We start from the raw sequence: 21,068 nt of genomic DNA, 5'->3' as shown, positions 1-21,068 counted from the left end.
AATGGTCAGTAATGGCCATTTATATCTATAATTTGTGAATAGATGACCAAATAGCTGAAATGCTTAAAATGTTTTCATCGAAAGGGCTGTTTATTAATTTTAAAAGGGTTAGAATTTGCCTGACTCCACACAATTAAATTGCTGTACAAATTTCCCATCTAATTTAGATGGTATAGATTTAAGGAACATGTAATGACACGAAATGAAGGGCAAGCCTCGGTTATCTTAGATAATGTCTGTAAGCTGATCCAGAAAAAAGTTCACGCTGATAATGTGTTACTCGTTGAGAAATTCGCCAAATCCTTGTACAGCAATATGTCTAAAGAAGATTTGGCACATCGCAATGATAGTGACTTATATGGCGCTGCACTTAGCCTATGGAACTCGCTGGAAAAAAATACCTCTGATGATGCGGTTATTCGCGTCTTCAATCCTGAAGTAGCAAAAGATGGCTGGCAGTCATCGCATACAATCGTCGAAATTATCGCTAAAGATATGCCATTTTTAGTTGATTCCGTACGTATGGCGATGACCCGCGAAAACATCGCATCTCACTTGCTACTACATAGCCCACTTAAAATTCAACGCGATAAAAACACTAAAATATCAGCTTTGTCTAATTTAAAAGCAGAGCAAGAATCGAGTTCAACAAAAACAGTGTTTTTTATTGAAATTGATCGCCAAACAGATTCGACAGTGATTGACTCGTTTAAAAAAGAGCTTGAGTCTGTATTAACGGATGTATCGACAGCGGTAGAAGATTGGCAGCCGATCCGTGAAAAACTAATTGCAGTCAGTAAAGATTTACCAAAACGTCACCATAATAAAAATGCAAATGAAGTAGCAGAGACAGTCGAGTTTTTAGACTGGTTGGTAAAAGATAACTTCACGTTAATGGGTTATCGTCAGTATGATTTATCTCCTGTTCAAGGTGATTATCAATTAAAAGGAATAATGGAAAGTAGTCTTGGTTTGATGAAAAATTCAACCGAAGAGCATTCACGTTTACTTTCAGAGTTACCAGAAGTTGCTCGCCAAGAAGCGCGTAGCACTAACTTACTTATTTTAACTAAAACGAACTCCGTGTCGCGTGTTCATCGTCCGGCTTATATCGATTATGTTGGTATTAAGCGTTTTGATGAGCAAGGAAATGTGATAGGTGAAGATCGTTTTATTGGTTTGTTCTCATCAAGCTTTTATAACAACAGTGCTACTGATGTTCCAGTCCTTAAAAGTAAAATAACGCGTATTATGGATATGTGTGATTTTGCAAAAGGTACGCATGCTTATAAAGCAGTTTTGAATATTCTTGAAACGTATCCACGCGATGAACTTGTTCAAGCCCGAGAAGGCGAGTTACTTGAAGTTGCAATGGGTGTTTTACAAGTGCAAGAACGTGATATGTGTCGCTTATTTGTTCGTAAAGATGCTTATGGTCGCTTTTTCTCTTGTATGGTTTATGTTCCTCGAGAGCGTTATAACACAGCGTTACGTCGCGAAACTCAAGGTATTTTAGGTAATGCATTTAATTCTGACGATAAAGTCGAATTTACTACTTTCTTCTCTGAGTCAACACTGGCGCGTACTCATTATACCGTACGTGTGACTGACAACAATATAGAATATAACGTGAAAGACATTGAAAATAATTTAATAGAAGCAGCTCGTACTTGGGAAGATAAATTACAATCAGCGCTATTAGAATCGGCTGGTGAAGCGCGTGGTAACGATTTAAATCGTAAATATGCTAATGCATTCGCGCGTTCATATAAAGATGAAGTATTACCAAGTGCTGCAGTTGTTGATATTGAGAAACTTGAATTATTGAACGATGATAATAAGCTGGAAATGCAGTTTTATCGTCCGCAAGAAGAAGCAAATAGCAATATCGTACGTTTGAGCTTATTCCATAAAGATGAGCCAATCCATTTGTCAGATGTAATGCCAATGCTTGAAAATTTTGGCTTGCGCGTAATTGGTGAAACACCTTATTCAGTTAAAACCAGCGATGGTCGTATCAACTGGATCATGGACTTTTCAATGCTACTTGATAGCAAAGGGATTGCTGATTTCGATAAAATATCGGCACGTTTTCGCGCTGCATTAACAAGTGTTTGGAATAATCGTTTAGAAAATGATGGCTTTAACAGGCTTGTATTAATGGGTGGATTAACAGGGCGTGAAGCATCAATATTACGTGCGTATGCAAAATATATGCGTCAAGTCGGTGTTACTTTTTCACAAAGCTATATCGAAAGTACGCTTGCGAACTACCCACATATTGCTACGCAAATAGTTAATCTATTCGCTAAAAAGTTTTCTGTAAAAAGCCCTGCGAGTGTTAAAACACTTGATAAATTAATTGCTCAAGTATATTTAGAACTTGAAAACGTCGCTAATTTAGATGATGACCGTATTATTCGTTTATATGTTGATATGATCATTGCAACACTGCGTACTAACTACTTCCAAAAAGATGAGACTGGTCAATTTAAATCGTATGTATCGTTTAAAGTTAAACCAAGTTTGATCCCAGATATGCCATTACCATTACCGGCATTTGAAATATTCGTTTACTCACCTCGTGTTGAAGGTGTTCACTTACGTGGCGGTAAAGTTGCTCGTGGAGGATTACGTTGGTCTGACCGTCGCGAAGATTTCAGAACAGAAGTCCTTGGTTTAGTAAAAGCGCAACAAGTAAAGAATACAGTAATCGTCCCTGTAGGCTCTAAAGGTGGCTTTGTGTGTAAGCAATTGCCAGCTGAGCGTGATGCATTCTTTAAAGAAGGCCAAGAATGTTACAAAATCTTTATTCGTGGTTTATTAGACATTACCGATAACATTGTTCAGGGTGAGATTGTCCCACCGCAAAATGTTGTTCGCCATGATGAAGATGATGCTTACTTAGTAGTTGCAGCCGATAAAGGTACTGCGACGTTCTCTGATATTGCTAATGGAATTGCAAACGAATATAACTTCTGGCTGGGCGATGCATTTGCTTCAGGTGGTTCAGTAGGTTATGACCATAAGAAGATGGGTATTACAGCAAAAGGTGCGTGGGAATCAGTTAAACGTCATTTCCGTGAAATGGATATTGACTGCCAGACAACTGATTTCACTGTAGTGGCAATAGGGGATATGGCGGGAGATGTATTCGGTAACGGTATGCTGTTATCTAAACATATTCGTTTACAAGTAGCATTTAACCACTTGCATATCTTTATTGATCCAACGCCGGATTCAGCAACATCATACCCTGAACGTGAGCGTTTATTTAATTTACCACGCTCTTCATGGGAAGATTACAATAAAGAATTAATCTCAGCCGGTGGTGGTGTTTTCTCTCGCGCAGCGAAATCAATCACACTAAGCCCAGAGATGAAAAAAATGTTGGGTACTAAAAAAGCCAGCATGACACCAAATGAATTGATCAAAGCAGTCTTGATGATGGAATTTGATCTACTGTGGAATGGTGGCATCGGTACTTACATTAAGAGCAGTAAAGAAAGTGATGCAGATGTAGGCGATCGTGCTAACGATGCATTGCGCATTAATGGTGCAATGCTTGGTGCGAAAGTACTTGGCGAAGGTGGTAACTTAGGTGCTACGCAGTTAGGCCGTATTGAATTCGGGGCTAAAGGCGGTCGCGTTAATACTGACTTTATCGATAATGTGGGTGGGGTTGCATGTTCAGATAATGAAGTGAACATTAAAATCCTTCTTAATGGGTTGGTAACGTCAGGTGATTTAACACGTAAACAACGTGATGAACTGCTGTACTCAATGACTGATGAAGTTTCTGAATTGGTGTTGAAAGATTGTTATCGTCAAACGCATACGCTGTCAATTACTCAATCTAAGGGTTCATCAACGCTTAAAGAAAAAATACGCTTTATTCATGCGCTTGAAAAAGATGGTAAGCTAAATCGTGCCATTGAATTTATTCCAAGTGATGAAGAATTGGCTGAACGTGCTGCCGCGGGTAAAGATTTGACTCGTCCAGAGTTATCTGTGTTGGTATCGTACGCAAAAATGGTTCTTAAAGAGTCATTAGTTACTGATGACATTACAGAGAATCCGTATTATCGTCAGTTATTGGTGAAGTCATTCCCATTACCATTACGTGAAAAATTTAACGGTGCGATGGATAATCACCCATTGCGTAAAGAAATTATTGCGACCAAACTAGCTAATAATATCGTAAATGATATGGGTCTTAATTTCATGGTCCGTATGCATGAAGAGACTGGAGCAACTGAATCTGAAATTGCGTTGTGCTATTCAATCGCAACGGAAGTTTTCCAGATGCGTGATACATGGTCATCGATAGTGGAACTCGATAACAAAGTACCGGCTGCTGTTCAAACGGAAATGCTATATCAATTACGCCGAACAGTTCGTCGCACAACACGTTGGTTCTTACGTCATCGCAATAAAGCCCAAACGATTGAGCAAGCAATTGAATTCTTCACACCAACATTTGCAGATTTAAGTACTAACTTAAATACCTACATGGTTGATAAAGAAGCTGAACGTTTAGCCAAATCAGCAGAAAAGCTGGTTGATAATGGTGTGCCAGTTGCACTTGCTGATCGTATTGTCGCGCTTTCAAGCTTATTCTCAATTATGGATTTAGCTGAAGTGGCAAATAACTCAGGGCGAAGCATTGATATGGTGTCTAACACGTACTTTAAGCTTGGTGCGCGTATGGGCTTACATTGGTTCCTTGATCAAATTACAAATCAACCAGTTGCAAATCATTGGCAAGCACTTGCTCGTGCATCATATCGAGAAGAGCTTGATTGGCAACAACGTACACTTGCTGAAGTTGTGTTAAATGGCTTTGAAGGTGACAATAAGGATGTTGATGGTCAAATAGATCAGTGGATGGACACTCAAGAGCAATTACTGCAACGTTGGAAGCAAATGCTTGCAGAATTTAAAACATCACAAAGTCACGACTTTGCTAAGTTTTCTGTTGCACTTCGCGAACTTATGTTGCTTAGCCACAATTGCGATACATCAGGAAAATAAACAATTAGCTTAACTTATATTTTTCTTACGTGAAAATAATGAGTTAATAGTTAAATTTGTTATACAATACCTCAGCCTAGTCTGGGGTATTTTTTTATATAGAGGATTCTTTTATGTTTTACGATCTAGCTCGCCGTTTTATGTTCACCCGTGATGCGGAATGGGCCCATGAATTCGCACTTCATAATTTACGTCGCTTTAGCAATACCCCATTTAGTGCTGCATGGTCGCAATCGGTGACAGATCATCCTGTTGAGTTTCTAGGTTTACAATTTAAAAACCCTGTTGGGCTTGCTGCTGGGCTAGATAAAGATGCGCAGTGTATTGATGCATTTGCGCAAATGGGCTTTGGTTTTTTGGAAGTTGGTACGGTTACCCCACGCCCACAAGTCGGGAATGACAAACCACGTATTTTCCGTTTACCACAATCTAATGCAATTATTAACCGCATGGGCTTTAACAATAAAGGTGTTGATAATCTCGTTGCTAATGTTAAAGCTGCAAAATACGACGGTATTTTAGGTATCAACATTGGTAAAAATAAAGACACACCAAATGAGCAGGGTAAAGATGACTACATACATTGCATGCGTAAGGTATTTGAGCATGCCTCATACATTACCGTTAATATATCGTCGCCAAATACGCCGGGACTTCGTGATTTACAGTATGGTGCAGCGCTTGATGATTTATTGCAAAGCCTAAAGAACGAACAGCTCGATTTAATCGCAAAGCACGGTAAACAAGTTCCTATGTTGGTTAAAATTGCCCCTGACCTTGATGAGGTTCAAATTAGGCAAGTAAGTGAGTCTTTACTGAATAATAAAATAGATGGTGTAATAGCGACGAACACTACATTAGAGCGAGCTTCTGTCCATGGACAGCAATATGCTGATGAAGCGGGTGGATTATCAGGCCAACCAGTGCGGGCACGTTCAACTCATGTCGTGAAGGAACTAAAGCGACTAACAGGTGGAGCGTTACCAATTATAGGTGTTGGTGGTATTGATGATGCGCCAAGCGCGAAAGAAAAGTTAGAGGCGGGTGCCGATTTATTACAGGTTTACACTGGATTTATTTATAAAGGTCCGCAATTAGTTAAAACGATCCTTAACGACTTATAAGGATCCGTTATCTAAGCTTTTGATCGTTCATTAAATGTTCTAAGCAAACATAGTGTAAATGATCAAAAGCCGCTATACTTCATTATTCGTGTAATTAATTTCTGGGAGCTAAAGGAGAGCATGTTACAAGCATCAAAGCAATGGCAGTGGGTTGCTTGTCAAGTACGGAACCGTTTATTGGTTGATTTAGACCAAGATATGCAGCTGTGCACGCCTTATAAACTCCGTCAATTGACTGATTCTGTACTTACTCAACCTAATTTTAGTTTAGAAGATGCCGCATTTTATCAGCAAGTATATCAATATCTTGATGGTTTTAATATTTGGCAACCAGCAAAGCTATGTCAAATTGCACTCAATGCAACCGCAGCAAAATTTTATTTAAAGCCAATGCTTGCAAAAAGTTGGTTTTTTGAAACTTACACCGGAGCAGAACCGAGTGTTGAAGCTGTTATAAAGCTACAGTCGGCAGCTCAAAGTGGTGAGTTTTTGATCGTTGATCATTGTAAAGAAGCATCTTTATGCATTAGTTTGTCAGAGTGTTTTAAATTAGATGAAAATCTGAGCCTTAACCAATTTGAAGCTATTCGAGTGCTCAATAACCGTGTTTTTCCAATTTATAACCACGCCCAAAATAGTAAAACTGCCTAAGCATATTTTTTGCAGTTCCTCCCATTATCACGTGTTTGTCAGTCAACCTATGGTATAATCCTGCGCAATTAGCTATTAAGGGTTATTACTTTGCAATTTATCGCGCTTACTTCGATCGGAATCGAAAATTTATTGGTTGATGAACTTACTGAAATTGGTGCAACTGTCACCAAGCAAACAGTGGGTTCTGTGCGTTTTGACGCCGACACTACATTAGCACAAAAAGTTTGTTTAATGAGCCGCTTTGCAACGCGTGTTCTGATGTTGATCGAAGAGAAAGAAGGCGTAGATGACAAAGAGAGTCTTTACAATTTTGCTCGTTCGCAACCTTGGCAAGAATGGTTCGGCCCCACACAAACATTTGCTGTTGATTTCAATGGAACAAATGATTCATTGAAAAATACCCAGTTCTCAGGGCTTGTGATTAAAGACGCTATTGTGGATTATTTTAATGACCTTTTCGAACAGCGCCCAAATGTAGATAAACAAAATGCCAATGTGCGTGTTGTTGCACGGCTATCGCGCCAAGGCGTGGCGATGTATATTGATTATTCAGGTCCTCGTTTATCTGAGCGTGGTTATCGTGAAGGCCAAGGCAAGGCACCGATAAAAGAACATTTAGCAGCCGCACTGATTAAACGCAGTGGTTGGCTTGAAAATGTTCAACAGCCGTTATTTGATCCATGTTGTGGTGCTGGTACTATTCTAATTGAAGCTGCAGGTATGGCACGCAATGAAGCTCCGGGTTTATTCCGAGAAGGTTTTGCTTTTGAGCGCTTACCAAGCTTTCGTGTTGCTAAATACAGAGAATTAAAAGAACAACTTACCTCGCAAATTACCGATCCTAAACTATGGCTTATTGGTCATGATAATGATTCTAACGTACTTAGCAAAGCGGTGGATAATGCCCGCAGAGCTGATTTAGGCGATGTGATCAAGTTTAAACAAAGCGATGCGACCAAGTTGACCTCAGTGGCAAAATTGCCGGGTGTGGTCATTTCAAATTTACCGTATGGTGAACGTATCGGCTCTATGGCTGAGTTAGTTAGTTTACATAGTGGTTTAGGTACTGGATTTAAAAAACACTTTAATCATTGGAAACTTGCGTTATTAGGTATGGATGAGAGTTTATTTAAACTACTCAAGTTAGTAAAACTCAAACGCTATAAATTTAAAAATGGCCCGCTTGATGTGGTACTTAACTTATATCAACTTGACGATAAGCAAGTAAGCTTAACAACGGAAGATAAACCAGCATTGAACTTTGAAGGTTCAATGTCGTTTGCTAACCGCGTTAAAAAGAATAAGCAAGGTTTAAAAAATTGGCTTAAACAAAATGATATACACGCATATCGCGTGTACGACGCTGATATCCCTGAATACAATGTTGCCGTTGATATTTATGGTGATTCAGCAGTCATATTTGAATACGCTGCACCAAAAGAAATTGACGATGTGACGGCACATAAGCGTCTTCAAGACGTTATTTCATTGACCGCACAGCAGCTTAATATTGCGCCAGGAAACATTGCCGTAAAAGTCCGTAAAAAGCAAAAAGGCGAAGAACAATACACGCCAATGGCAAAGCAAAATCGTACTCAAGTTATCGAAGAATTTGGTGCTAAGTTTAAAGTTAATTTATTTGATTACTTAGATACGGGGCTGTTTTTAGATCATCGTTTAGCACGACGTTATATTCAAGAAAATTCAAAAGATAAGCGCTTCTTGAATTTATTTGCTTATACAGGTACAGCTTCTGTACATGCTGCATTAGGTGGAGCTAAAGCAATTACGACTGTGGATTTATCGAAAACCTATTTAAAATGGGGCCAAGATAACTTTGATTTAAATAATATCAGTAATACGCGATACCGCTTTGAGCAAGCTGATTGCTTGAAATGGTTAGAGCATGCAACCAGTCAATATGATTTGATATTTTTAGATCCCCCTACATTTTCTAATTCAAAACGTATGAAAGATGCCTTTGATGTGCAAAATGATCATATTAAATTACTGACATGGGTTAAAAAAATCCTCAGTCCATCAGGGACGTTGATTTTCTCGAACAATATGCGTGGCTTTACAATGGATGAAGTCGGTTTAATTGGCTTAGGATTAAAAGCGGTTAATATTTCTGAGAAAACGATTTCACCTGACTTTAAACGCAATAAAAGAATACATAATAGCTGGTTGATTACCCATGGCTAAATGGATTTTATATCATACAGATGGCTGCCATTTATGTGAGCAAGCACATGCTTTGCTTACGCCGTTGCTAGATGATGATTCATTACAGCTAATTGATATTATGAGCGATGAAACGCTAATTTCAAAATATCAGACCAGCATACCGGTTTTAGAAAGCGAACGAGGCCAACAATTTTTTTGGCCTTTTACTGCGCAAGATGTGCGTCAGTTTTTTACGCAAACAGAATAAGAGTAAACAGATAGTATGGATTTAATTAGAATTTCTAAAGCTCAACTCGCATATGGCACGCATCCACTTTTAGATAATGCAGACGCTGTCATTGAAACTGGCGAACGAGTGTGTGTTGTTGGTCGTAATGGTGCTGGTAAATCAACGCTTTTAAAAGTGCTTGATGGCCAAGTGATTTTAGATGATGGTGAAATAAATCAGTTAGGTAGTATCAAAATATCTCGTTTAGAGCAAGATCCACCAAAAGGAGCCAGTGGCTCGGTGTTTGATTATGTTGCTCAAGGGATGCCTGAAATTGCCAATTTATTAATTGATTTTCACCATGTTAGTACTGAGTTACAAACTGACTGTACAGACAAGTTGCTAAATAAACTTGAGCGTTTATCAAATCAATTGGAAGCCGCAGATGGTTGGCGCTTTGATAGCCGTATTCAATTAGTGCTTACACAGTTAGAGCTTTCTCCTGATGCAAAACTTGAATCACTTTCAGGTGGTTGGTTACGCAAAGTCGCCCTTGCACGTGCACTTGTAAGTGAGCCTGATTTATTATTACTCGATGAGCCTACCAACCATTTAGATATGGAAAGTGTCATGTGGCTCGAGCAATTTTTAAGAGAGTTTAAAGGCGGAATTGTCTTTATTTCTCATGACCGTGCTTTTATTCGCGCAGTTGCAACACGTATTTTAGATTTAGACCGTGGTAAATTAATTTCTTACCCAGGTGATTACGCGACCTATTTAGAACAAAAGGCGCACGATTTAAAAGTTGAAGAAACACAAAACGCATTATTTGATAAACGTTTAGCTGAAGAAGAAACGTGGATCCGTCAAGGCGTTAAAGCACGTCGAACACGTAATGAAGGACGCGTTCGAGAGTTAAAGCAATTACGTAATGAACGTAAGCAACGTGTTGATCAAGTTGGTAAAACTGATTTCAATATTGAAACGGCTGACAGATCAGGCAAATTGGTATTTGAAGCTAAGCACCTAAATCATGCGTTCAATAAAGACAAAGTAATTGCTAATGATTTCTCAACACTAGTAATGCGTGGTGACCGTATTGGACTTGTAGGGCCAAATGGTATTGGTAAGACTACCTTATTAAAACTGCTATTTGGTGATATAGAAGCGGACGGAGGTATTGTTAAACAAGGTGTTAATTTAGAGTTTGCCTATTTTGATCAATACCGTCAAAAGCTTGATGAAGAGGCGACAGTGCAAGATAACGTCGCCGAAGGTAAGCAAGAAGTGATGATGAATGGTCGTTCACGTCATGTACTTGGCTATTTACAAGATTTCTTATTCCCACCGGCACGTGCTCGTACTCCAGTTAAAGCGCTATCAGGTGGTGAGAAAAATCGCTTATTATTAGCCAAGTTATTTTTAAAACCTTCAAATATTTTAGTGCTCGATGAGCCAACCAATGACTTGGATATTGAAACACTTGAATTATTAGAAGATATTATTAATCAATATCAAGGTACTGTTTTAATTGTAAGTCATGACAGAGAGTTTATTGATAATACCTGTTCGAGTGTGTGGGCATTTGAGGGGAATGGCGTTATTACCGATATCGTTGGTGGTTATAGCGACTATGAAGCTTATGTTAATTATTTAGCTGATGAGCAGAAAAAAAATACGCAACCTATTATTAAAAAGGTAGAAGTAGCGCCTATTACACCTGTGGTAAAAAATGATAACAAAAGTAATAAATTATCTTACAAATTAAAACTTGAATTGGAACAGTTACCTAGTAAGCTGGAAGAAATAGAAAAAGCGCTTGAAGCTCAGCAAATTGTTGTCAATGATGGTGATTTTTTTAAGCAAGACGCCAGTGAAACGACGAAACAATTGAACCATTTAGCACAACTTGAGTCTGACCTCGAAGCCGCTTTGGAGCGCTGGGAAGAACTTGAAGATTTAAAGAATCAGTAGTAAGGACTAAAATGAAATATAAATTACTCGCTGCCAGTATTTTAGCGACGATTAGCACATCGGCACTCAGTGCAACGTATAAACTAACGGAATTAGAGTCGTATGATGGAGCTAAAAAAAATTATATCAGCGATGTCAGCAATAGCGGTCATATCATAGGGCTTGCAGAAAATTTGTATAATTTCCCAATTGATGTTAGCTATATAAATTTTGAACTTGATTTAATCAAGACGGCATATAGCAATACTAAGGCTAATTATGAAGAAATTAACAAAGAAATAACGTTTACGCTTGATGAAATAAAAAATGAAAATGCAGCTGCGCTTAACCCTGACGCCCATGCTTTTATGCTTTCATTTCTTGCATCACAAGCTAATAACCCTGATTATCAAAAAATAGGTCGCTTTGTTGGTATTAACTATCTAAATAGCAGTGCGCAAGAGCAAGTGTTATTTGACATTTCATCTGTTGATTACGATGGCCTAACTCGTTCTGTAAATAATCTTTATAACGCTGTTTCAGAAGATGGAGTATCTGTCGGTTGGGGTACGGCGCCTTATGACAAAACAACATTCACTGCCGACGGTGAAACAGAGGAAGAAACACAGTTCGTTCGTGACTTTATATCACGAGGTATCATTTTATCGCCTTCAGGCGCAGAAGTTCCGTTAATACCAGAGTTTTCAGAACATGGCGGTATTAGTACCGCTAACGATATTGTTAAAACTAATTCAGGCTATGTAGTTGTCGGGCAAGTTTCTACAGGGATACCTGCAGATCGTCAAAAAAATATTGACGATAGTTGTGATGGTAAAGATGAGCTTGTATCCGTATGCATAGAGCGTTTAAATATAACCCATCAGAGAAGTGGCGGGTTGTTTGATAAACGTGCTGTTATGTGGACTTTAGATGACAATCTTAATATCACAAAAACGCAAGAGCTAGGTTTAGGGTTTACACCAGAAGATGACGAAAGTGAGAGCTTTGCATATAGCAGTAATGCCATAGCAGTAAATGGAAAAGATATTGCTGTAGGTTATTCTAGTGTTCGTTATTATGATCGAGCGAGTACTATTATATCATTACCTGCGTATTATAAAGATGGTAAGGTAACTGAGATAGTCAACCAAGAAGATGGTTGGGTGGAGGGTCAAGCATCTGCTATTAGTGAAAATAATATTATTGTAGGCTATGCATCAAAACAAATTGATGGTGCACAACGTTACAAACTTTTCTATCATGATATAGCGAGCAACAGCACAGTGTTCCCTACGGACTACTTTAGTAGCTCAAGCTCATTCGCTAATAGTATAAATGATAACGGCTATATTGTAGGCGAAGGTGAAACGGATGTATATAATACATCAAATCGCCGTCGTGAAGGCTTTTTATATAAAATTGGTGATGATAAAATTACTAATTTGAATGACTTATTACCTTGCTATGAACTTGATGGTGAAACAAGGTATAAATACACTGTTTCTGAAGCACGAGTTATCAATAATGATAATGAAATTTTCGGTGTTGCAACAAAAACAGTTGAAAAAACTGATTCACTAGGTGGCGTTGTCAGAGATACTAACGGGGACATTGAATACGAAAGTGTACCTGTTCCCATTAAATTGACTCCAATTAATGGTGAAGTTGAAAGTTGTTCTGATCCTGCAACCGAGACTTACGAGCGCCAATCTGCAAGTTTCCCTTGGTATACATTATTATTGTTACCATTAGTGGGTTTACGCCGCGTATTTCGTTAAGAGAAATCTTATGTGATAAGTAATTATCACAGAGTGATTTAAACAAAAAAGCCCTCCTTTTTATAAGGAGGGCTTTTTTGTTCTATACTTCATTATTATTCAATTAACAGGATTTAAATGAACCAAAAATTGAATGTTAATAATAGTGTGTGAACTATTATTTATAGATGAGTTTATTTATGGCGATTCAACCAAGCTTTACGTACAGAGCGACGCCATAGTAAATCAACACCAAAATAGCCGAGTATTGCCGCCATACTGGCACAAATAATAGAACCAACTAAAAAGGCAGGACCTATGGTCGTCAAACTCTCAATAAACCACTGCCAAGTTGGTTCGAATGCAAAATGTTGCTCAGGATGCCCTAAAGCAATTGCTCCGACTAAATAAGAACAGTAGAAAATAGGCGGCATGGTTAAAGGATTAGTGATCCAGACTACGGCAACAGAAATCGGTAGGTTTACACGTAAAGGAATGGCTAACGCTGCAGCCAAAACCATTTGAAAAGGAACAGGGATGAATGCGAAAAATAAGCCAACTGCAAATGCACCTCGTGCAGAGCGTCGATTTAAATGCCACAAATTAGCATCATGCAATAAACGACCAAAAATTTTTAAAAATTTGTGATGTTTAACTGTATTGTGATCGGGTAAAAACCGTTGGATCGTTTTTTTAGCCATTTAAAGCAACCATTTACATCTGTGTGGTTAAGCATTGGGTTTGTTGTAGGTTGTTTAATAACCGTTTTTTATTATCAGACCCTTGTGTTTATTCTCTTCGCTTCATCTTTAACAATTGCGAGCTTGTATTTTAAGCCGTTTTTACCTGTATTGTTAGGTTTTATTTGCTCAATTTTATGTGTTTGGGTACATTTTTATAGCTTTTATTCAATTAACGCGGAACAGTTGCACGAAAATCAATCGCTACTAAGTACATTTAAAGTTGTAGAGGTAATTTCAAGACGTGATGCGTATTATTTAAAAGTTGAAATTGAATCAATTCACGAGAAAAACGTATCAAAAATTAAGCCCCCCCTGGCGTTAGTGAATTTAAAGGTAGATGAATTGCTATCTATTGGAGATAGCATCACCACTAAGCTTAAATTGGTTCAATACCGTAGCCAGAAAAATTTTGATGTTTTTGATAAAGAGCAGCATGCTTTTAGCCAGCGTTTATTTTATAAAGCAAAGCAGATAGGCAGTGATATTCAAATTATGCGGCGGCCTAAGGCAACATTACGACAAAGCTACCGTGATTTTATTAAGCAAACTTACCAAGTGACTCAACTTAATTGGCTTTACTATGCACTATTGACTGGGGAAAGAAGTTTAATGTCGTTCGAGCAAAAAAATGAATTACAGCAGTTTGGATTGAGTCATTTACTTGCTATTTCAGGTTTACATATAGGTTTAATTTTCAGTATTGGCTTTTTTGTTAGCAAAATCTTCGTATCGTGTTTTATAAAGTTATTTAGTCAAAAACTTAATTTATCAGTGATCTATAGCTTTGGTGGGTTTAGTTTAGCATTTTGTTATGTTTATTTAAGTGATTTTTTAGTCTCAGCTACGCGTGCATTAATAATGCTAGGTTGTTATTTACTTGTTTATTATTGCTCTAAGCAAACATTAAAATGGCGGAGTATTTTGTTTGCGTTAGTGTGTGTGCTTGTAATTGATCCATTTAGCTTATTGAGTCCTGGGATATATTTTTCATTCATAGCAGTGGCTATTATCTTCTTAATATTTACTGTAAGAACACGTTTTCCAGCTAACTTTTTTACAACAATTAAAATGCTGGTTATTATACAGTTAGCATTAACAATCGGCTTGTTACCGCTATCCTTGCATTACTTTGGTGGAGTAAGCTTTATTGGCTTAGCAGTAAATTTAATAGCTATACCACTGCTTAGTATCGTTATTATGCCTTGCTTGGTTTTTATTAGCTTGCTAAGTTTTTTTGTAGAAGTACGTGAGCTTATAGCGCTATTTGATTTTTTATTGTTTGAAATGTATCAACTACTTTTAACTATCCCTGTAGATTACCGCTGGTATGACACGACAAAACCAAAACTCGCAATAGTATTAGGCTGCTACGTAAGCGCCACAATTATTTACCTATTCCCGCGGTATTTTATTATTGGGCTATTCCCTTTTTGTCTGGTGTTAGTTGATGAATTATTACAAGCTAGGGCTCGTTGGCAAGTAGATATATTCGATGTAGGGCATGGCACCATGGCACTAATAACGATACAGAATAAAGGTTTTATGTATGATCTAGGCCCTATATATTTTAATCAATTCAGTCGAATAGAAAGTACGTTAATTCCTTATCTAAAAAATAATGATATTGAGGTTGAGCATACAGTTATTAGTCATATGGATAAGGATCATGCCGGAGGACTAAATCACTGGTTAAAACACGGTTACGCGGATACGTTTAATTTATTACAACCAGAAGGAGTGGAGCAAATATGTCTTGCTGGTAGTTATGATTTTCATAGTTTAAAAATTAATGTCATTGAGAATAAAGGAAATTTTAGATCAGATAATGATAACTCTTGTGTCATTCAAATTAGTGATGGCAATTTTAGTGTGTTATTACCTGGCGATATTTCAATAGCGCGTGAGAATGAACTGTTATCTGAAAATTTAGATCTAAAAAGTACTGTGTTATTAAGTCCGCATCACGGGAGCAATACCTCTTCAAGTGAAGAATTTATCGACGCGGTGTCGCCCAACGTTGTTATTCATTCCAGTGCATATAAGGGGCAGTGGCAACTTCCTCATTTTGAGGTTGTTGAGCGCTATAGTAACAAACAAATAAAGCAACATGTTACAGGTACGCAAGGTCAAGTACAGATCCTTTTTTATCAAAATAGTTACCGTGTTCGCGTTGCAAGGGATGAAAGTTATTGGTTTCTAAAAGATTGAGTTTAGTTTTATGTTGCTGGAGGCTACAATACCCATAGACTATGAATTAGAGAGTGTTATGGATCAAACTACATCACAAATTTATAAGCGTTTATTGACGTATGTGGGTGATTATAAAAGCGTTGCAATCTTAGCCGTGGTAGGCATGATCGGCTATTCAGCGATGGATGCTTTATTTATTCAATTGATGAAACCTTTTATTGATCAGGGGCTTAATGAGCGAAATAGCGATGTTTTAAAATACGCACCTTTTGTAGTTATTGCACTCGTTATCGGACGAGGGGTTTTTAATTATATGTCATCTTATTGCTTGAGCTATGTAGGCTCTCAGGTCGTACGTTCATTACGTCAGCAATTGTTTGAACATATTCTTCATTTACCTGTGTCATTTCATGATCAAAATTCAACGGGCGATTTGATCTCAAAAATTACCTTTGATACCGAACAAGTCCAACAAGCAATAACAAAAGCATTGTTAGTCGTTGTGCGTGAAGGTGCCTTTGTGGTGTTTTTATTGGCCGTGATGTTTAATACCAGTTGGAAATTGTCTTTAATCTTTTTAGTTATTATTCCTTTGGTTGCGATTATTGTATCTGTAGTTTCAAAACGCTTTCGCCATATCTCTAAGAATATTCAATCCGCAATGGGACAAGTTACCCGTAGCTCAGAACAAATGCTAAGCGGTCATAAAGTTATTCATGGTTTTGGTGGCCAACAACAAGAAATAGCGCAGTTTGCCAAAGTTAATAATCATAATCGCCAACAACGCATTAAAATGGATGCGACTAAAGCTGTAAGTGTATCAGTTATCCAAATTTTAGCGGCCAGTGCAATGGCTGTTATTTTATGGATAGTGTCAATGCCATCAATGATTGACGCCATTACGTCTGGTGATTTTATGGTGTTGATATCTTCAATGATGATGCTTTTACGGCCATTAAAACAACTAGCTAATGTTAATAGTGACTTACAACGTGGCATTTCTGCGGCGCAAAGTATCTTTTTAGTACTGGATCAAGATATTGAGAAAGACACAGGGACAGTTACTGTAGATAAAGTACATGGGTTAATTGAAGTCAAAAATGTAACATTTAAGTATCCGACCAAAGATGAAGCTGTATTACATGATTTGTCTTTAACAATAAAAGCAGGTGAGAGGATCGCGTTAGTTGGGCGTTCTGGTTCTGGTAAGTCGACTATCTCTAACCTTTTACCACGGTATTACGATTTACAACAGCCGAGTGAAATACTCTTAGATGGTGTAGCGCTTTGTGATTACAAATTGGCTGACTTGCGTAAACAGTTTGCATTGGTATCACAGCAAGTTGTGTTATTCAACGATACCATAGCGAATAATATTAGCTATGGTATTTCACGCGAATTGGCTGAGGACGAACTACTTGCTGTTGCAAAACAAGCGCATGTTTGGGAATTTGTAAAAGACTTGCCTGATGGTTTAAATACGATGGTAGGTGAGAATGGTGTGATGCTTTCAGGTGGACAACGCCAACGCATTGCCATAGCGCGTGCGATATTAAAAGATGCCCCGATTCTTATCTTAGATGAGGCGACATCAGCACTGGATACTGAATCAGAGAAATTGATTCAGCAAGCATTAGATGTGTTAATGAAAAATAAAACATCCATCGTGATTGCCCATCGCTTATCAACGATTGAACACAGTGACAGAATATATGTAATTGATAACGGGAAAGTGATTGAAAGTGGAGATCATCCGTCTTTACTTGCAAAAGATGGTACCTATGCTGCTTTATGTAAAATGCAGTTTGGTGAACACGGGTGAGTAAAATTGAACAAAGTTGGTATAAAAAATTTAGCTTAATAACATTATTGTTATTGCCTTTAAGTGGTTTATTTTGGCTTATTTCATCTTTGCGGACACTTTGTTATAAATTAGGTGTGCTTAAATCATATCAAGGGGCAGTGCCCGTTATTGTTGTTGGCAATATTAGCGTTGGCGGCAATGGTAAAACCCCTTTTGTAATTTGGCTTGTTCAGCATTTACAACAAAAAGGCTTAAAAGTTGGTGTTTTAAGTCGTGGTTATGGAGGGAAATCAGATTCTTATCCGCTGAATGTTGATAAAACGGTTACGTGTGAGCAAGCGGGTGATGAACCCGTTCTTATCCAGCGTCGATTAGGGTGTCCAGTGGTCGTTGGACCTGATCGTACACAGAATATTAAAATGCTCTGCGCGCAAAATAAATTAGACGTTATCATCTCTGATGATGGCATGCAGCATTATAAAATGGCGCGCAGTATTGAATGTTGTATTGTAGACAGCGAGCGACGTTTTGGTAATGGTTTATTAATGCCCGCGGGGCCGTTGAGAGAAACACAAAAACGTTTAAACGCGGTTGATTTAGTGATTGAAAATGGAGGAGAGCATGAATTTAATTATCAACTTCAAGCGTCGCCATTATTACTTGTAGCAAACGGGAAACAAGCACAGCAACCATTACTAAAAGGGCATGCAGTCAGCGCGATAGGTAACCCTAAACGATTTGAACGCACCTTAACAGCCCAAGGTATAGAGTTACTATCAACAGCACATTATCGTGATCACTATGCATATTCGGTGACTGATTTTGAAAAATATAACGAAGAAGCCGTTTTTATGACGGAAAAAGATGCGGTAAAATGCCACACTTTTGCAAAACCAACATGGTACTTTTTACCTGTTGATGCCAAACCATCAACTGCGGTAATTAACAAACTAAACTTATTACTTAAAGAAAAAGGGATCCTCGATGGCCTTTGATACAAAATTACTTGAAATAATTGCTTGCCCTGTAGGCAAAGGAAAGTTGCGCTTAGATAAAGAAAATAATGAATTGATAAGTACAGCGGCAAAACTTGCTTACCCAATCGTTGATGACATCCCAGTATTACTTGAAAACGAAGCGCGTGAATTAAGCCAAGACGAGGTAGACAAGTGGAATTCGTAGTCGTAATACCGGCGCGTTTTGCATCTACTCGACTACCAGGCAAACCACTTGCTGATATTTGTGGAAAGCCGATGATTCAACATGTGTACGAAAAAGCGATCGCTTCGGGTGCCAGCAAAGTAATTATTGCCACCGATCATCAAAAAGTATTTGATGCAGTAAAAGCCTTTACATCTGATGTGCTTATCACACGAGAAGATCATCACTCAGGTACAGAACGCCTTGCAGAAGTGATGGATTTATTGGCATTGCCAGATGATACAATCGTTGTAAATGTGCAAGGTGATGAGCCGCTTTTAGCCCCCGAAAATGTGACACAAGTAGCTGCACTACTGGCTGATTCAATAGCACCTATGGCCACGCTCAGTGTTGCGATTGATGATATAGAGGATGTATTTAATCCCAATGCGGTTAAAGTAGTAAGTGATGTTAATAAAAATGCCTTGTATTTTTCACGTTCAAGCATACCATTTGATCGTGCAAATATGATGGATAGAGCAAACCATGACTTAATTAATACTGCAAATTACCAGCGTCATGTGGGGATTTATGCTTATCGCGCTGGGTTTATCAAAGAGTACATCAAACTGACACCTTCGCCGCTTGAGCAATTTGAGTCGTTAGAGCAGTTACGGGTGCTTTACCATGGGCATCAAATAAAAATTGAGCAAGCACAAATAGCACCGCATGCAGGTGTTGACACACCTGAAGACTTAACGCGTGTAGTAAATTATTTACGAAGCAACACACATTGTGGATAAACAACATACCCCATTACATGTTCATGCGCAGCATAATGACTTTTATGTCATAGAAAAACCAGCAGGGCTTAATTTTCATAGTGAAGAGGGGCCCGGATTTGTTGTGATTGCACAGCAGCAGTTAAATGAAAAACTGTATGCAGTACATCGTTTAGATAAGGTTACATCTGGCTTAATTATTTTGGCGCGCAGTAGTGAGGCCGCAGCTGAGTTTACTCGGCAATTCACTGCTCATGAAGTAGACAAATATTATTTGGCATTGTCAGATGCAAAGCCTAAGAAAAAACAAGGCTGGGTAAAGGGTGATATGGCCAAATCTCGCCGTAGCAGCTATAAACTTTTAAATACAACAGAAAACCCGGCTATTACTCGTTTTTATTCGATGAGTGTTGCGGCTAATTTACGCGGCTTTATTTTAAAACCTTACTCAGGTAAAACTCATCAATTAAGGGTTGCTCTAAAAAGCATATCAGCGCCTATCTTAGGTGATGCGCTTTACGGTGGCACGATTGCTGAACGTACATATTTGCATGCTTATGCACTGTGCTTTCTTTGGGATAACGAGCTATATCGTTTTATTTGTGAACCTAATAGCAATACTCAATTTGCACAAATTACTAAACACGAAAACTTTCATTCATGGCAGCAGCCATGGCAATTGGATTGGTAAATGACAGACTCTGTAATAGATATTCGCTTTGGCGGTATAAAGCGCTTATACGGGCAACAACAATTTGAATGGCTACAAAATGCACACTTTTGTGTGATTGGTATTGGTGGCGTAGGTAGCTGGGCTGCTGAAGCATTAGTTAGAACGGGTGTTGGTAAACTAACGTTAATAGACCTTGATGATATTTGCGCGACGAACGTTAATCGGCAAATACATGCATTAACGGGAACTATTGGTGAAGCAAAAGTTGATGCAATGAAAGAACGGTGTCAACTGATTAACCCGGAATGCGAAATTACTGTTATCGATGATTTTATTACTTTGGATAATATTCGTGAACATATTCAAAATTTTGACTATGTCATTGATTGCATTGATGCAGTGAAAGAAAAGGCCGCATTAATTGCCCACTGTAAACGTAATAAGTTGCCGATTATTACTACTGGTGGCGCCGGTGGGCAAACTGACCCTGGTCAAATTACGTTTGGTGATGTTGCTAAGTCAACACAAGATCCGCTGCTAGCTAAAGTACGCTATATTTTACGTAAACAGTACAACTTTAGTAGCAATCCAAAACGCAAGTTTAATATCGATTGTGTTTATTCAACAGAGCAACTTGTGTATCCAGGCAGTGATGGCAGTGTTTGCCATGCAAAACAAAATGCTGATGGCTCCATGAATATGGATTGCAATAATGGCTTTGGCTCTGCGACGATGATCACAGGAAGCTTTGGCTTTTTTGTTGCAGCCAAAGCAATTCGTAAGTATTTAGATAAAAAGCAACGATTAGTTCAAGTTTAA

At 38.2% G+C, this 21,068-nt stretch carries 15 protein-coding genes; 14 read left to right on the top strand and 1 reads right to left on the bottom strand.

Annotated features, from left to right (window positions below; translation table 11 throughout):
- Nucleotides 1-192 precede the first annotated feature (192 nt).
- The 7 genes from HJP15_RS12840 (at nt 193) to HJP15_RS12810 (ending at nt 12,938) form a co-directional block, all read left to right on the top strand.
- Nucleotides 193-5,034: an NAD-glutamate dehydrogenase gene (locus HJP15_RS12840; protein ID WP_054204731.1), complete on the top strand. Its 4,842-nt coding sequence runs from the start codon at nt 193-195 to the stop codon at nt 5,032-5,034.
- Nucleotides 5,035-5,147: 113 nt separating this feature from the next.
- Nucleotides 5,148-6,158 (top strand): quinone-dependent dihydroorotate dehydrogenase, encoded by a 1,011-nt coding sequence (gene pyrD / locus HJP15_RS12835; protein WP_169327402.1) that lies wholly within the window; start codon nt 5,148-5,150, stop codon nt 6,156-6,158.
- Between the two features lie 120 nt (nt 6,159-6,278).
- Nucleotides 6,279-6,809 carry a cell division protein ZapC domain-containing protein gene (locus HJP15_RS12830; protein ID WP_169327401.1) on the top strand — a complete coding sequence of 177 codons (531 nt, stop codon included), beginning with the start codon at nt 6,279-6,281 and terminating at the stop codon, nt 6,807-6,809.
- A 90-nt stretch (nt 6,810-6,899) separates the two neighbouring features.
- Complete coding sequence (gene rlmKL / locus HJP15_RS12825) at nt 6,900-9,017, top strand: bifunctional 23S rRNA (guanine(2069)-N(7))-methyltransferase RlmK/23S rRNA (guanine(2445)-N(2))-methyltransferase RlmL (protein WP_054204728.1); 2,118 nt, start codon at nt 6,900-6,902, stop codon at nt 9,015-9,017.
- The gene (locus HJP15_RS12820) at nt 9,010-9,246 is read left to right on the top strand and encodes a glutaredoxin family protein (protein ID WP_054204727.1); all 237 of its coding nucleotides are present in this window, start codon (nt 9,010-9,012) and stop codon (nt 9,244-9,246) included. Before rlmKL ends, HJP15_RS12820 begins: the two co-directional genes overlap by 8 nt.
- Nucleotides 9,247-9,261: 15 nt before the next feature.
- On the top strand, nt 9,262-11,181 hold the full coding sequence (gene uup, locus HJP15_RS12815) for an ATP-binding cassette ATPase Uup (RefSeq protein WP_170173936.1): 1,920 nt from the start codon (nt 9,262-9,264) through the stop codon (nt 11,179-11,181).
- An 11-nt stretch (nt 11,182-11,192) separates the two neighbouring features.
- Nucleotides 11,193-12,938: a DUF3466 family protein gene (locus tag HJP15_RS12810; RefSeq protein WP_170173935.1), complete on the top strand. Its 1,746-nt coding sequence runs from the start codon at nt 11,193-11,195 to the stop codon at nt 12,936-12,938.
- Nucleotides 12,939-13,111: 173 nt separating this feature from the next.
- Here the strand turns inward: HJP15_RS12810 and HJP15_RS12805 are convergent, their stop codons facing one another.
- Complete coding sequence (locus HJP15_RS12805) at nt 13,112-13,618, bottom strand: DUF2062 domain-containing protein (protein ID WP_054204724.1); 507 nt, start codon at nt 13,616-13,618, stop codon at nt 13,112-13,114.
- Nucleotides 13,619-13,639: 21 nt separating this feature from the next.
- On the opposite strand from HJP15_RS12805, the gene HJP15_RS12800 reads away from it, so the two are divergent.
- Genes HJP15_RS12800 through tcdA form a run of 7 tightly spaced genes read left to right on the top strand, consistent with a single transcriptional unit; the run spans nt 13,640 to nt 21,068 of the window.
- Entirely contained in the window at nt 13,640-15,868 is a 2,229-nt protein-coding gene (locus tag HJP15_RS12800; protein WP_349304630.1) for a DNA internalization-related competence protein ComEC/Rec2, read from the top strand.
- A 58-nt stretch (nt 15,869-15,926) separates the two neighbouring features.
- Entirely contained in the window at nt 15,927-17,672 is a 1,746-nt protein-coding gene (msbA, locus tag HJP15_RS12795) for a lipid A export permease/ATP-binding protein MsbA (RefSeq protein WP_054204722.1), read from the top strand.
- Nucleotides 17,669-18,649, top strand: a complete 981-nt coding sequence (gene lpxK, locus HJP15_RS12790; RefSeq protein WP_054204721.1) for a tetraacyldisaccharide 4'-kinase — start codon at nt 17,669-17,671, stop codon at nt 18,647-18,649. Before msbA ends, lpxK begins: the two co-directional genes overlap by 4 nt.
- Nucleotides 18,639-18,836, top strand: a complete 198-nt coding sequence (locus HJP15_RS12785; RefSeq protein ID WP_054204720.1) for a Trm112 family protein — start codon at nt 18,639-18,641, stop codon at nt 18,834-18,836. The genes lpxK and HJP15_RS12785 overlap by 11 nt, the downstream gene beginning before the upstream one ends.
- Complete coding sequence (kdsB, locus tag HJP15_RS12780) at nt 18,824-19,597, top strand: 3-deoxy-manno-octulosonate cytidylyltransferase (RefSeq protein WP_054204719.1); 774 nt, start codon at nt 18,824-18,826, stop codon at nt 19,595-19,597. The genes HJP15_RS12785 and kdsB overlap by 13 nt, the downstream gene beginning before the upstream one ends.
- Nucleotides 19,590-20,267: a TIGR01621 family pseudouridine synthase gene (locus tag HJP15_RS12775; RefSeq protein ID WP_054204718.1), complete on the top strand. Its 678-nt coding sequence runs from the start codon at nt 19,590-19,592 to the stop codon at nt 20,265-20,267. Before kdsB ends, HJP15_RS12775 begins: the two co-directional genes overlap by 8 nt.
- The gene (tcdA, locus tag HJP15_RS12770) at nt 20,268-21,068 is read left to right on the top strand and encodes a tRNA cyclic N6-threonylcarbamoyladenosine(37) synthase TcdA (protein WP_054204717.1); all 801 of its coding nucleotides are present in this window, start codon (nt 20,268-20,270) and stop codon (nt 21,066-21,068) included.

It is taken from the genome of Pseudoalteromonas sp. NEC-BIFX-2020_002, assembly GCF_013002825.1.
GTDB classification, from domain to species: Bacteria; Pseudomonadota; Gammaproteobacteria; order Enterobacterales; family Alteromonadaceae; genus Pseudoalteromonas; species Pseudoalteromonas neustonica.
The sequence above is the reverse complement of the archived record's forward strand: the minus strand, read 5'-3'. Positions and strand labels throughout refer to the sequence as shown.

Excerpts from the sequence above, each read along its gene's own strand:
- tcdA (WP_054204717.1), top strand. The coding sequence starts at position 20,268 with ATGACAGACTCTGTAATAGATATTCGCTTTGGCGGTATAAAGCGCTTA.
- HJP15_RS12820 (WP_054204727.1), top strand. The coding sequence starts at position 9,010 with ATGGCTAAATGGATTTTATATCATACAGATGGCTGCCATTTATGTGAG.
- HJP15_RS12805 (WP_054204724.1), bottom strand. The coding sequence starts at position 13,618 with ATGGCTAAAAAAACGATCCAACGGTTTTTACCCGATCACAATACAGTT.
- HJP15_RS12785 (WP_054204720.1), top strand. The coding sequence starts at position 18,639 with ATGGCCTTTGATACAAAATTACTTGAAATAATTGCTTGCCCTGTAGGC.
- HJP15_RS12810 (WP_170173935.1), top strand. The coding sequence starts at position 11,193 with ATGAAATATAAATTACTCGCTGCCAGTATTTTAGCGACGATTAGCACA.
- msbA (WP_054204722.1), top strand. The coding sequence starts at position 15,927 with ATGGATCAAACTACATCACAAATTTATAAGCGTTTATTGACGTATGTG.
- HJP15_RS12840 (WP_054204731.1), top strand. The coding sequence starts at position 193 with ATGACACGAAATGAAGGGCAAGCCTCGGTTATCTTAGATAATGTCTGT.
- uup (WP_170173936.1), top strand. The coding sequence starts at position 9,262 with ATGGATTTAATTAGAATTTCTAAAGCTCAACTCGCATATGGCACGCAT.
- pyrD (WP_169327402.1), top strand. The coding sequence starts at position 5,148 with ATGTTTTACGATCTAGCTCGCCGTTTTATGTTCACCCGTGATGCGGAA.
- HJP15_RS12830 (WP_169327401.1), top strand. The coding sequence starts at position 6,279 with ATGTTACAAGCATCAAAGCAATGGCAGTGGGTTGCTTGTCAAGTACGG.